The organism is Streptomyces sp. NPDC050416 (assembly GCF_044458845.1).
GTDB lineage: Bacteria > Actinomycetota > Actinomycetes > Streptomycetales > Streptomycetaceae > Streptomyces.
This window is the reverse complement of record NZ_JBITII010000001.1, coordinates 269,012-281,648: the sequence shown is the minus strand read 5'-3', so window position 1 is coordinate 281,648 and position 12,637 is coordinate 269,012. Positions and strand designations below refer to the sequence as shown.

Sequence of the window (12,637 nt, the reverse complement as noted above, 5' to 3'; positions counted from 1 at the left end):
TGCGCGAGCGGATCAGGCAGCGGCCGGCTCCGTGGCGTGGCCGTGCAGGCGGGCGATGACCTCCGTCAGCTGCGCGGCGACCTCGGCGTCGTCGGCCGGGTGCGTCTCGGCGAAGCGGGTCATCGAGCCGGGGATGGACAGCTTCACGTCCTCCAGCACCTTGCCGCCGGCCACGCCCACGGACTTGCGGGTCTCGTCGTGCGCCCAGACACCGCCGTACTGGCCGAACGCGGTGCCGACCACGGCCACCGGCTTGCCGCTGAGGGCACCGGCACCGTACGGGCGGGACAGCCAGTCGATGGCGTTCTTCAGGACGGCCGGGATGGTGCCGTTGTACTCGGGCGTGAACAGGAGCAGGCCGTCGGCGGCGTTGGCGGCCTCGCGCAGCCTCTCGGCGGCGGCCGGGACGCTGCCCTCGACGTCGATGTCCTCGTTGTAGAAGGGGATCTCCGCCAGCCCCTCGAACAGCTCGACCTCCGCACCCTCGGGGGCGAGCTTGACGGCGGCCTCGGCGAGCTGGCGGTTGTGCGAACCCGCGCGAAGGCTGCCGACGAGGGCGAGGATACGAACAGACATGCTGACTCCCAGGTGGTGAAAGACGGCTCCGAAACACTGCCGTTACGATCCGGACCGAGGTCCGTTTATTGTTGTAGCACCCTAACCGGACCGCGGTCCAGTTTTGTTCCCGATGCTTTACGCTGGCTTCATGGCCACCGTCCCGCCCCCTTTCCCGACGCCTCAGGAGTCCGTCGGTCACCCGGAGCTGCTCCAGCTGGGCACCGCTCTGGAGCCCGACGAGCCCTGCCTGCGGGCCGACGCCGCGCGCAACCGGGCCAGGCTGCTGGAGGCCGCCGCGCGACTGGTCGCGGAGCGCGGCGCGGACGCCGTCACGATGGAGGCGGTGGCCGCCGAGGCCTGTGTGGGCAAGGGCACGGTCTTCCGCCGTTTCGGCGACCGCACCGGCCTGCTGACGGCGCTGCTGGACCACTCGGAGAAGAAGTTCCAGGCCGCGTTCCTCGCCGGGCCGCCGCCGCTCGGACCCGGAGCGCCGCCCGTGGAGCGGCTGCGCGCGTTCGGCCGCGCGATGCTGCGCCGCTCGACCGACGAACTGGAGTTGCAACTGGCGGCCGAGCCGGGCCCCGGCCGGCGCTTCACCGCCCCGCCCCGCCGGGTGCTGCGCCACCACGTGAGCATGCTGCTGCGGCAGGCCGTCCCGGAAGCGGACTGCGAACTGCTCTCCCACACCCTGATGGGCCAGCTCGACCCGGCCCTGATCCACCACCTGACCCGGCAGTGCGGGATACCCATGGCCCGTTTGGAGGACGCCTGGGTCGACCTCGTCGACCGGGTCACGGGCACGGCCACGGGCGGCTGAGCGCCCGTCCGGGCCCCCGTGACCGCTCACGGCTTCCTCACAACTCCCCCGCCCGACCCGCGCATTGGGGCTTCTGCCAAGATGCCGTACGTCATGGTGCAGATACCCAAAACGCCCGCGCCCCCGTCGCCCGCACCGTTGCGCTCCGTGCCCACGAGCGCCGATGTGGCCCGCCTGGCCGGCGTCTCGCGCGCGACCGTCTCCTACGTCCTCAACAACACCAGCGCCGTACGGATCAGCGAGCCCACCCGACGCCGGGTCCACGAGGCCGCGAAGGAACTCGGGTACGTCCCGCACGCGGCCGCCCGCAGCCTGCGCGCCGGGCACAGCCGTATGGTCCTGATCCCCGCGCCGACCTTCCCCGTCGGCCCGCTCTACAACCGGTTCCTCACCGACCTCCAGGGCGCGCTCGGCAGCCTGGACTACACGGTGGTGCAGTACGGCACCGGCGGCCCGCACGGCGACGAAGCCGCCCGCGCCTGGGCCGAGTTGCGGCCCGTGGCCGTCCTCGTGCCCGGTTCCGGGCTCGGCCCGCGCGGGGTGGCGGTGCTCAAGCGCTCGGGGGCGCGGGCCGTGGTCACCCTCGGCCCCGAGACCATCGAGGGCGCGCACGCCCTGCTCATGGACCACGACGTGGTCGGCCACAGTGCGGGCTCTCACCTCTACGACCGGGGCAGGCGCCGCATCGGCGTCGTCGTCCCGCAGGAGCCCGGCCTGGAGGCGTTCTCCGCGCCCCGGCTCGACGGGGTGCGCCAGTCGGTGCGGGGCACCGACGCCACGGTGACCGAGCTGCCGCTCGCCTACGACGAGGAGGCCGCAGCACGCCTCGCCGCCCGCTGCCGAGACCTCGGCCTCGACGCCGTGTTCACGTACAACGACGAGTACGCGATGCTGCTCGTGCGGGCCCTGCAGGACGAGGGCATCCGCATCCCCGAGGAGACGGCCGTGATCGGCGCCGACGACCTCATGCTCGGCCGGCTGCTCCGGCCGAGGCTCAGCACGGTCCGCCTGGAACTGCCCTCCGGCCGCGAACTCGCCGAACTGGTCGACCGAGCCGTGCGCAAGCCCGGAACCGAGCCGGAGACGCACAAGGTGCTGGGCGCGACGGTGCTCCACCGCGAGTCGAGCTAGCCGGGCCCTGCCGGGTGCGGCCGGCGTCTGGCCGAGTTCGCGTTGGCCAGCGCTCGGCTTCGCGTGGTGGCCGGTCGAGTTCGGGTGGCGGGTCGGTTCGCGGGGGAGCCGGTCGGGTTGTGGTGGCGGCGGGTAGGTTCGCGTGGCGACCGCTCGGGATCGTGTGGTGGCCGGTGGGGTTTGGGTGGCGGGTTGCTTCGCGTGGCCACCGCTCAGCCTCGCGCGGCGACCACCTCGGCTTCGCGTGGCAGCCGGTCGGGTTCGCGCGGCAGCTGCTCGGAATCCCGCGGTCACGGTCGGGATCCTGCGGTCACGCTGGGGATTTGACGCGGAGCCTGTCCGGGTCGCACCGACCTGTTGGGCTCGCGCGGCCACCGCTCGGCAGCTACTCGGGATCGCCGGTCAGTTCGCGTGGCCCCGATCCGGACCGGGGTCACCGGCCCGGACTGTGCGGCCCCGGCCAGGGCCCCCGGCGGGCCGCGCGGCCACCGATCGGGACCGGGGTCACCGATCCGGGCTGCGCGGCCTCGATCCGCCCGGGGCCCTCGGGCCGGACCGCGCGGTCTCCGATCCGGACCGGGGTCATCGGCCCGGACTGTGCGGCCCCGACCGCGTCCCCGGCGGACCGCGGGCCCCCCGATCCGGACCGGGATCCCCGGGCCGGACGGCACGGCCCCGGCCCCCGCCCCGACCGCACGGCCCCCCGCGGAGCCCGTTCGGCCGCTCTGCGGCCCGTGGCATGGCTAGGATGTTGCATGCTCAACAAAACGGGGGCGCGTACGCACGCCGCCGTGGCCCGCGCGGCTGCGGCTCGGTCGGCGCGTCCTGCCCTGTGACCGCCGAACCGGCCGCACACTCACGGGAGTCCCGCTCACCCGTCAGCCGGTGACCGATCGATCGGAGAGCCGTCATGCCCCTGCTCGACACCAGGACCTGGCAGCCCCAGACCCTGACAGGCCCCGGGTACACCGTCACCGAGCCCGCCACCGGCCAAGCCCTCGGCACCCTCGCCCTCGCCGGCCCGAAGGACGTCGAGGCCGCCGCCGAGAGGGCCTCCGCCGCCCAGCGCGAGTGGGCCCGCGCCCCGCACTTCGCCCGGGCCGCCGTGCTCCGCAAGGCCGGCGACCTGTTCACGGCACACGCCGACGAACTGCGCGAATGGCTCGTCCGCGAGTCCGGTTCCGTCCCCGGCAAGGCCGACTTCGAACTGCACGTCGCCGCCCAGGAGTGCTACGAGGCCGCCGCGCTCGCCTCCCGCCCGGCCGGCCAGGTCCTGCCCAGCGAGGCGCCGCGCCTGTCGTACACGCGCCGTGTCCCGGCCGGTGTCGTGGGCGTGATCTCCCCGTTCAACGCCCCGCTGATCCTGTCCATCCGCTCCGTCGCACCGGCCCTGGCCCTCGGCAACGCCGTCGTCCTCAAGCCGGATCCGCGCACCGCCGTCTGCGGAGGGCTGTCCCTCGCCGCGGTCTTCGCCACCGCGGGCCTGCCGCAGGACCTGCTGCACGTGCTCCCCGGCGGCCCGGACGTCGGACAGGCCCTGGTCGCCGACCCGCGCGTACCCGTGGTCTCCTTCACCGGCTCCACCCCGGCCGGTCGGGCCGTGGGCGAGGCCGCCGGCCGCCACCTCAAGCGGGCCCACCTGGAACTCGGCGGCAACTCGGCCATGATCGTGCTGCCGGACGCCGACCTCGACGCGGTGATCTCCACCGCCGCCTGGGGCTCGTTCTTCCACCAGGGCCAGATCTGCATGACGACCGGACGCCACCTGGTGCACGCGTCCCTGTACGACGAGTACGTCGAGCGGCTCGCCGCCAAGGCCGACTCGCTCGCCGTCGGCGACCCGTACCGCGAGCATGTCCACCTGGGCCCGATCATCGACTCCGGCCAGCTCGACAAGGTCAGCGGCCTGGTCGAGTCCAGCAAGGCCGCCGGCGCCAAACTCGCCGCGGGCGGCACCCACGACCGGCTCTTCTACCGGCCCACGGTCCTCGCCCACGTCGGCGACCACACCCCGGCGTACACGGAGGAGGTCTTCGGACCCGTGGCGCCCGTACGCTCCTTCACCACCACCGACGAGGCGGCGGCCCTGGCCGCGCAGAGCCCCTACGGACTCTCCCTGGGCATCGTCACCCGCGACCCGGCCCGCGGCCTGGACCTCGCCGAGCGCATCCCGACCGGCATCGTCCACATCAACGACCAGACCGTCAACGACGAGGCCGTGGCACCCTTCGGCGGAGTCGCCGCCTCCGGCACCGGCGCCCGCTTCGGCGGCGAGGCCAACCTGGAGGCCTTCACCGAACTGCGCTGGACGACGGTACGCGGAGACGTGGCTCCGTATCCGTTCTAGCCCTGCGGCGTCTAGCCCTGCGGTGCCTGCTGGCCCTCCTGGGCCTGCTGCTCGGCGATCGCCTTGCGGACCTCGTCCATGTCGAGGTTGCGGGCCTGCCCGATGACGTCTGTCAGGGCGGCCTCGGGCAGGGCGCCCGGCTGGGCGAACACGGCGACCTGGTCACGGACGATCATCAGCGTCGGAATCGACTGGATACCGAAGGCCGCGGCCAGCTCCGGCTGCGCCTCGGTGTCCACCTTGCCGAACACGAGGTCAGGGTTCTCCTCCGCCGCCTTCTCGTAGACCGGGGCGAACTGCTTGCACGGCCCGCACCAGGACGCCCAGAAGTCGATCAGGACGAACTCGTTGTCCGTGACCGTCTGGTCGAAGTTCTCCTTGGTGAGCTCCACGGTGCTGGTCATGGCGTAAATCCCTCTTCCTGGTGTGGGTCAAGCCGTCGGCACAACACGGCCGACCTGGTACGTATTCCGCGCCCCTACCCGTGTGGCCAGGGCGCACACCACCCACCAGACTGACCCCATGACGGAAACGGAAACCAACGCGTACGACGTCGTGGTGCTCGGGGCCGGGCCCGTGGGGGAGAACGTCGCCGACCGCACCCGCGCGGCCGGTCTGACCACCACGGTCGTGGAGAGCGAACTCGTCGGCGGCGAGTGCTCGTACTGGGCGTGCATGCCCAGCAAGGCCCTGCTGCGGCCGGTCATCGCCCGCGCGGACGCCCGCCGGGTGCCGGGCCTGAGCCAGTCGGTGCAGGGCCCCCTCGACGCCTCCGCGGTCCTCGCCCACCGGGACTACTACACCTCCGACTGGAAGGACGACGGACAGGTCGGATGGCTCGACAGCATCGGCGCCGACCTGTACCGCGGCCACGGCCGCCTCACCGGCCCGCGCACGGTGACGGTCACCGGCCCGGACGGCGGTGACCGCGTCCTGACCGCCCGGCACGCCGTCGCCGTCTGCACCGGCAGCCGCGCCGCCCTGCCCGGGATGCCCGGACTCGACGAGGTCCGGCCGTGGACCAGCCGGGAGGCCACCAGCGCCAAGCACGTGCCCGGCCGCCTGATCGTGGTCGGCGGCGGTGTCGTCGCCACCGAGATGGCCACCGTCTGGCAGGCCCTCGGCTCGCAGGTCACCATGCTGGTGCGCGGCAAGGGCCTGCTGCCCAGGATGGAACCCTTCGCCGGAGAACTCGTCGCCGAGGCGCTCACCGAGGCCGGCGCCGACGTCCGCACCGGCACATCACTGGAATCGGTGACCCGCGAGAGCGGCAGCGTCGTCGCCGTCACGGACAACGGCGACCGCGTCGAGGCCGACGAGATCCTCTTCGCGACCGGCCGCGCACCCCGCACCGACGACCTCGGCCTGGAGACGATCGGCCTGGAACCCGGCTCCTGGCTCGACGTCGACGACAGCCTCCGCGTCACCGGCCACGACTGGCTCTACGCGGTCGGCGACGTCAACCAGCGCGCCCTCCTCACCCACCAGGGCAAGTACCAGGCCCGCATCGCGGGCGCCGCCATCGCCGCACGGGCCACCGGCGAGAACCTCCTCGCCGAGCCGTGGGGCGCCCATGCCGCGACCGCCGACCACGCGGCCGTCCCCCAGGTCGTCTTCACCGACCCGGAAGCGGCGGCCGTCGGTCTGTCACTCGCCGAGGCCGAACAGGCGGGGCACCGGGTGAAGGCCGTCGACGTCGACCTGTCCACCGTCGCGGGCGCGGGCCTGTACGCCGACGGCTACAAGGGCCGCGCCCGCATGGTCGTCGACCTGGAGGACGAGATCCTGCGCGGAGTGACCCTCGTCGGCCCCGGTGTCGGCGAGCTCATCCACTCCGCCACGATCGCCGTCGCCGGCCAGGTCCCGATCAGCCGCCTGTGGCACGCCGTCCCGTCCTACCCGACGATCAGCGAGGTGTGGCTGCGGCTGCTGGAGGCCTACCGCGACGCGTGACCTCCGGGACGTCCGGCCGTCCTGCCCTGGGGCGGTCCCGCCAGGCGCGGGACCGCCCCGGGTTTCCGGCGGCCGGTCGGAATCCGGCACGGTCACGCGTGCTCCGGCACCACCAGCTCCCGGTAGTCGTCGCTCCACAGGTCCTCCTCCGCCTCCGGCAGCAGCAGCACCCGGTCCGGCCGCAGCGCGTCGACGGCGCCCTCGTCGTGCGTGACCATGACGATCGCGCCCGGGTACGTGCCCACCGCGGCCAGGACCTCGGCACGGGAGGCCGGGTCGAGGTTGTTGGTGGGCTCGTCGAGGAGCAGCACGTTCGCGCCCGAGTGCACCAGGCCCGCCAGGGCGAGCCGGGTCTTCTCGCCGCCGGAGAGGACGCCGACGCGCTTGCCGGCGTCGTCGCCGGAGAACAGGAACGCGCCCAGGACCTGGCGGACTTCGCCGTCCGCGAGGTGCGGGGCGGCACCCGCCAGATGCTCACGCACCGTCAGTTCTGGGTCCAGGGTGTCGTGTTCCTGGGCGAAGTAGCCGAGGCGCAGCCCGTGCCCGTGGACCACCCGGCCGCCGTCCGGCCTGTCCTGCCCGGCGAGGATCCGCAACAGGGTCGTCTTTCCGGCGCCGTTGGGCCCGAGCACCACCAGGCGGCTGCCCCGGTCGACGGCGAGATCGACACCCCGCAGGACGTGCTGACCGCCGTACGACCTGGTCAGGCTGACCGCGCCGAGCGGGATCCGGCCACAGGGCGCCGGCTCGGGCAGCCGGATCCTGGCCGTCTTCTCCGCGCGCCGGGCCGGTTCGAGGCCCGCGAGCATGCGGTCGGCACGGCGGGCCATGTTCCGCGCGGCCACCGCGGTCGCCACCCGGGCGCGCATCTTGTCGGCCTGGGCGTGCAGCGCCGCCGCCTTGCGCTCCGCGTTCGCCCGCTCACGGGTCCGTCGCCGTTCGTCGGCGTCCCGCTGGGCCAGGTACTCGTCCCAGCCGGTGTTGTGGACGTCGAGCGCGGCACGCCCCGGATCCAGGTGGAAGACGCGGTTCACGGTGCCGGCCAGCAGGGACGTGTCGTGGCTGATCATCACGAGCCCGCCCTGGTAGGTGGTGAGGAACCCGCGCAGCCAGGCGGCCGAGGCCGCGTCCAGATGGTTCGTCGGCTCGTCCAGCAGCAGCGTGCCGTGCCCGGCGAAGAGGATGCGGGCCAGTTCCACACGCCGGCGCTGACCGCCCGACAGGGCGCGCAGCGGCCGGTCCATCAGATCCGCGGGCAGTCCGACTCCGGCGGCGACCCGGGCGGCCTCCGCCTCGGCCGCGTAACCGCCGCGCGCCTGGAACTCGGCCTCGGCCCGCACATAGGCGTTCATCGACCGCTCCGTCCCGTCGGCCATCGCGGCCTCGGCGCGGCGCAACTCCCGTACGGCGTGGTCCAGGCCGCGCGCGGACAGGATCCGGTCGGTGACGGTGACCGACTGGTCGGCGGCGCGCGAGTCCTGCGGGAGATGGCCGACGTCACCGGTGCGGGCGACGGTCCCGGCGGCGGGCCGCAGGGTGCCCGCCAGAGTGTGCAACAGGGTGGTCTTCCCCGCGCCGTTGCGGCCGACCAGGCCGATGCGGTCGCCGGGGGAGACGTGGAAGGAGACGCCGGACAGCAGCAGACGCGCGCCCACGCGCACGTCGACGTCACGAACGGTGATCATGAGAAAACGCTCCGAACAAGCAAGAGGACACACGGGTGGTGTGGAAGTGGGTCCTCGGCTAGGAAATTCGGGGCGTGGACATGGACGTCACGGTAACGGAGGCGCCCCGCCGAGCGCCTCCGAATTTCCGCACATGCCTCCGGCTCTCCGTGCGCTACGGCAACTCGAAGCCGAGCGCCCGCGCGGCCTCCTCCGGCGTCGGCTGGGCCCAGCGCTCCGCCACCGCCTGGTTGGACGACAGCGAACGCGACTCGGCCCGGTCGAGATACAGGATCCCGTCGAGATGGTCCGTCTCGTGCTGCACGATCCGGGCGGGCCAGCCCGCGAACACCTCGTCCAGCGCGTGCCCGTGCTCGTCCTGCCCGGTCAGCCGCACCTCGGCGGGCCGCGCCACCACCGCCTGCCAGCCCGGCACGCTCAGACAGCCCTCGAAGAACGCGGTCCGCGCGCCGCCGACGGGCTCGTAGACGGGATTGACCAGCACCCGGAACGGCTGCGGCACCCGTCCGCGCGCCAGCCGCACCTCGTCCGGCACCGGCGCCGGGTCCTCGATCACAGCGATCCTCAGCGGCACACCGACCTGAGGTGCCGCCAGGCCCACCCCCGGAGCCGCGCGCATGGTGATCCGCAGGGCCTCGACGAACCGGGCCAGCAGCGCGGGCCCCAGCTGACCGTCGTACGGCTCGGTGCCGCGCCGCAGCACCGGATCACCGGCCGCCACGATGGTCAACGGGCCGCCACCGGCGAGGAGTTCCTCGACCCGCTCGGCCAGGGGTGCGCGATCGCTCGGAGTTCCCATCGCGTCAGGATGACACGGCACCCTCCACCCTCGTGTGCGGCACGTCACACGCACTCCCCGGGAACTGGACGCCCCTTCAGCCCGACTACTGCACCGCAACGGCCACGAAGACGTCCCCGGGAGAACCCGCCGATGACCACCGCTCCCTCGACCACCACGGACGAGGCCCCGCAATCCGCCACCCCACCCCCGGCGAAGAGCAGTTGGGCCCTCTTGCGCCCGCTCATCCTCCGCCTGCACTTCTATGCCGGGGTCCTGGTGGCCCCGTTCCTCCTCGTCGCCGCCACCACCGGCCTGCTGTACGCCGCCTCCTTCCAGGCCGAGAAGATCGTGTACGACCATGAACTGACCGTCCCCCCGGGCGAGCGGAAGCTGCCGATCAGCGAGCAGGTGGCCGCCGCCCGCAAGGCCCACCCCGAGGGCACGATCTCCGCCGTACGCCCCTCACCCGAGGCGGACGCGACGACCAGGGTGATGCTGTCCGGCGTCCCGGGCGTCGACGAGGGACACACGCTCGCCGTGTTCGTGGACCCGTACACGGCGCAGGTGCGTGGTTCCCTCGAGCAGTACGGCTCGACCGGCGCGCTGCCGCTGCGCACCTGGATCGACGAGTTCCACCGGGACCTGCACCTCGGCGAGTCGGGCCGGCTGTACAGCGAACTGGCGGCCAGCTGGCTGTGGGTGATCTCGGCCGGCGGACTGGTGCTGTGGTTCTCCCGCCGCCGTGCCCTGCGCAAGGTGCGGGGCACGAACGGACGGCGCCGCACTCTCGGGCTGCACGGCAGCGTCGGCGCGTGGGCGGCCGCCGGCTTCTTCTTCCTCTCGGCGACCGGCCTGACCTGGTCGGCCTACGCCGGAGCCAACATCGACGAGCTGCGGACCTCACTGGGTCAGGCCACCCCGGCGGTGTCGTCGTCGGCGGGTGGCGAACACGCCGGCCACGGCTCCGCCGCCGGGCAGGCCGGCGACGCCGCGCACGGGGTGGGCCTCGACAAGGTCCTCGCGGCGGCCCGGGCGGAGGGACTGGGCGACCCGGTGGAGATCGTGCCGCCGGCGGACGCGGAGTCGGCCTACGTCGTCAAGCAGGTGCAGCGCAGCTGGCCCGAGAAGCAGGACTCCGTCGCGATCGACCCGGCCAGCGGCGAGGTCATGGACGTGGTGCGGTTCGCCGACTACCCGGTGCTCGCGAAGCTCACCCGGTGGGGCATCGACCTGCACACCGGCGTCCTGTTCGGCCTGGCCAACCAGATCGCCCTGATGCTGCTCGCGCTCTGTCTGATCCTGCTGATCGTGTGGGGCTACCGCATGTGGTGGCAACGCGGCCGCGGCACCGCCTTCGGCCGCCCGATCCCACGCGGCGCCTGGCAGCAGGTACCGCCACAGATCCTGGTACCGCTACTGGCGGGGGTCGCCGTACTCGGCTCCTTCCTTCCCCTGTTCGGCATCCCGCTGGCGGCCTTCCTGGCGGTCGACATCCTGCTGGGAGAGATCGCCTACCGGCGGGGACGGCGGACGTACGGGCCGGGTACGCCGGCGCGGTAGCGGACCCGCCGATACGGTAGGGGACCCGCCGACGCACAGGTGCCCGGCTCCACACGGAGCCGGGCACCTTCGGGTACGTACCGGTCAGCTCTGCTCGAAGTCGCCCGCGAGCGCCGAGGCGATCCGCAGGTGCGACTCCGCCTCCTCGTGCCGGTTCTGCCGCTGGAGCGTCCGGCCGAGCATCAGCCGGGCGTAGTGCTCGACCGGGTCCCGCTCGACGATCGTCCGCAACTCGGCCTCCGCACGGCGGAGTTGGGCCGAGTGGTAGTAGGAGCGCGCCAGCAGCAGCCGCGGCCCGGTCTGCTCGGGCACCTCCTCGACCAGCCCGCCCAGGACCCGCGCGGCGGCGGCGTAGTCCTTGGCGTCGAAGAACATCTGCGCGCGCTCCCAGCGCTCCGCCGGTGTCCCGTGGGCGTAGTACGTCGCGTCGTAGGTCGTGTTCACTCGTGCCTCCTTCGAGGCCGACAACCGAACGGATTGGTTCAATATTCCACTACAGAGCCAGACCGCCCCTCGGTGAGGGCGGCCGACCGACGCGGGCGCCGGGCGCGGCCCGAATGACGCGCGACGCGGGCCCTGCCGCCCGACTAGGTTGTGCGCCATGAGCAATCTTGAGCGCGAGGCGGCTCCCTCCCCGTGCGGTGGCCGCGGCTTCGTCGTAGCCGAGCCGGTTCGCGAACTCCTCAGTCCTCGCCATGTCAAGCTGGGCGAATCCAGCGAGGTCCGCAGGCTGCTGCCCAACCTCGGCCGCCGTATGGTCGGGGCCTGGTGCTTCGTCGACCACTACGGCCCCGACGACATCGCCGACGAACCCGGCATGCAGGTGCCGCCGCATCCCCACATGGGCCTCCAGACGGTGAGCTGGCTGCACGAGGGGGAGGTGCTGCACCGCGACTCCACCGGCAGCCTGCAGACGATCCGGCCGCGCGAACTGGGCCTGATGACCTCCGGCCGTGCGATCAGTCACTCGGAGGAGAGCCCGCGCTCGCACGCCCGTTTCCTGCACGGCGCGCAACTGTGGGTCGCCCTCCCGGACGGCCACCGCCACACCGACCCGCGCTTCGAGCACCACGCCGACCTGCCGGTCGTCACGGCACCCGGCATCAAGGCGACGCTGATCCTCGGCGACCTCGACGGCGCGACCTCGCCCGGCACGGCGTACACCCCGATCACCGGCGCCGACCTGGCCCTCACCCGGGGCGCGGACGTACGCCTCCCCCTGGAACCGGACTTCGAGTACGCCGTCCTGTCCATGTCCGGCGAGGCCCACGTGGACGGCGTCCCGGTCCTGCCCGGCTCGATGCTCTACCTCGGCTGCGGCCGCAGCGAACTGCCGCTGCGGGCCGAGTCGGACGCCGGCCTGATGCTCCTGGGCGGCGAGCCGTTCGAGGAGGAACTGATCATGTTCTGGAACTGGATCGGACGGTCCCAGGAGGAGATCGAGCAGGCGCGTCGGGACTGGATGGAAGGGACACGGTTCGGGGAGGTGAAGGGGTACGACGGTGATCCGCTGCCCGCACCGGAACTGCCGCCGGGGCCGTTGAAACCGCGGGGAAGGGTGCGCTGACCTGCGGGGACGCGTCAGTGTTGGTGGCCCCTGGGTCGAAGGGCGATCGGGTAAATCTCACTGCCTTCAGCCTGCCTGCCAGAAGGCGTCCGAACAGCCGGCTGGCTCAGGTCGGCGCGGTTGGCGATTCCACAGTGTGGCTGTCTGTGGGCGGCTGCGGTAGGACTCTCGCTGACCTGACGCTGACTTTGCTGACGCCTCGTCAGGGTGGGGGAGGGGCTCTTATCCCAGCTTCGGC

Annotated in this window: 11 protein-coding genes; 6 read left to right on the top strand and 5 right to left on the bottom strand. The window is 73.0% G+C overall.

Going from position 1 to position 12,637, the window contains the following annotated elements; genetic code table 11:
• Window positions 1-12: 12 nt before the first annotated feature.
• Complete coding sequence (locus ACIBL4_RS01275; RefSeq protein ID WP_399405257.1) at window positions 13-576, bottom strand: NAD(P)H-dependent oxidoreductase; 564 nt, start codon at window positions 574-576, stop codon at window positions 13-15.
• Window positions 577-706: 130 nt separating this feature from the next.
• On the opposite strand from ACIBL4_RS01275, the gene ACIBL4_RS01270 reads away from it, so the two are divergent.
• The 3 genes from ACIBL4_RS01270 to ACIBL4_RS01260 all read left to right on the top strand — a co-directional run bounded on the left by ACIBL4_RS01270 (window position 707) and on the right by ACIBL4_RS01260 (window position 4,853).
• On the top strand, window positions 707-1,375 hold the full coding sequence (locus tag ACIBL4_RS01270) for a TetR/AcrR family transcriptional regulator (RefSeq protein WP_399405255.1): 669 nt from the start codon (window positions 707-709) through the stop codon (window positions 1,373-1,375).
• 81 nt (window positions 1,376-1,456) lie between these two features.
• Window positions 1,457-2,506, top strand: a complete 1,050-nt coding sequence (locus tag ACIBL4_RS01265) for a LacI family DNA-binding transcriptional regulator (protein WP_399405253.1) — start codon at window positions 1,457-1,459, stop codon at window positions 2,504-2,506.
• 910 nt (window positions 2,507-3,416) lie between these two features.
• Window positions 3,417-4,853 (top strand): benzaldehyde dehydrogenase, encoded by a 1,437-nt coding sequence (locus tag ACIBL4_RS01260; protein WP_399405251.1) that lies wholly within the window; start codon window positions 3,417-3,419, stop codon window positions 4,851-4,853.
• An 11-nt stretch (window positions 4,854-4,864) separates the two neighbouring features.
• On the opposite strand, the gene trxA is transcribed toward ACIBL4_RS01260, so the two are convergent.
• A complete protein-coding gene (trxA, locus tag ACIBL4_RS01255; RefSeq protein ID WP_399405249.1) occupies window positions 4,865-5,257 on the bottom strand; it encodes a thioredoxin in 393 nt (130 codons plus the stop codon).
• 118 nt (window positions 5,258-5,375) lie between these two features.
• Here trxA and ACIBL4_RS01250 point away from each other — a divergent pair, with 118 nt between their 5' ends.
• Complete coding sequence (locus ACIBL4_RS01250; protein WP_399405247.1) at window positions 5,376-6,806, top strand: dihydrolipoyl dehydrogenase family protein; 1,431 nt, start codon at window positions 5,376-5,378, stop codon at window positions 6,804-6,806.
• A 92-nt stretch (window positions 6,807-6,898) separates the two neighbouring features.
• Here the strand turns inward: ACIBL4_RS01250 and ACIBL4_RS01245 are convergent, their stop codons facing one another.
• Window positions 6,899-8,491, bottom strand: a complete 1,593-nt coding sequence (locus ACIBL4_RS01245) for an ABC-F family ATP-binding cassette domain-containing protein (RefSeq protein WP_399405245.1) — start codon at window positions 8,489-8,491, stop codon at window positions 6,899-6,901.
• 154 nt (window positions 8,492-8,645) lie between these two features.
• Complete coding sequence (locus tag ACIBL4_RS01240) at window positions 8,646-9,290, bottom strand: peptide deformylase (protein WP_399405243.1); 645 nt, start codon at window positions 9,288-9,290, stop codon at window positions 8,646-8,648.
• Window positions 9,291-9,422: 132 nt separating this feature from the next.
• Here ACIBL4_RS01240 and ACIBL4_RS01235 point away from each other — a divergent pair, with 132 nt between their 5' ends.
• Window positions 9,423-10,832, top strand: a complete 1,410-nt coding sequence (locus ACIBL4_RS01235; RefSeq protein ID WP_399405241.1) for a PepSY-associated TM helix domain-containing protein — start codon at window positions 9,423-9,425, stop codon at window positions 10,830-10,832.
• 84 nt (window positions 10,833-10,916) lie between these two features.
• On the opposite strand, the gene ACIBL4_RS01230 is transcribed toward ACIBL4_RS01235, so the two are convergent.
• Window positions 10,917-11,207, bottom strand: a complete 291-nt coding sequence (locus ACIBL4_RS01230; RefSeq protein WP_399406526.1) for a tetratricopeptide repeat protein — start codon at window positions 11,205-11,207, stop codon at window positions 10,917-10,919.
• Window positions 11,208-11,433: 226 nt separating this feature from the next.
• Here ACIBL4_RS01230 and ACIBL4_RS01225 point away from each other — a divergent pair, with 226 nt between their 5' ends.
• Entirely contained in the window at window positions 11,434-12,399 is a 966-nt protein-coding gene (locus ACIBL4_RS01225; protein ID WP_399405239.1) for a pirin family protein, read from the top strand.
• Window positions 12,400-12,637 lie beyond the last annotated feature (238 nt).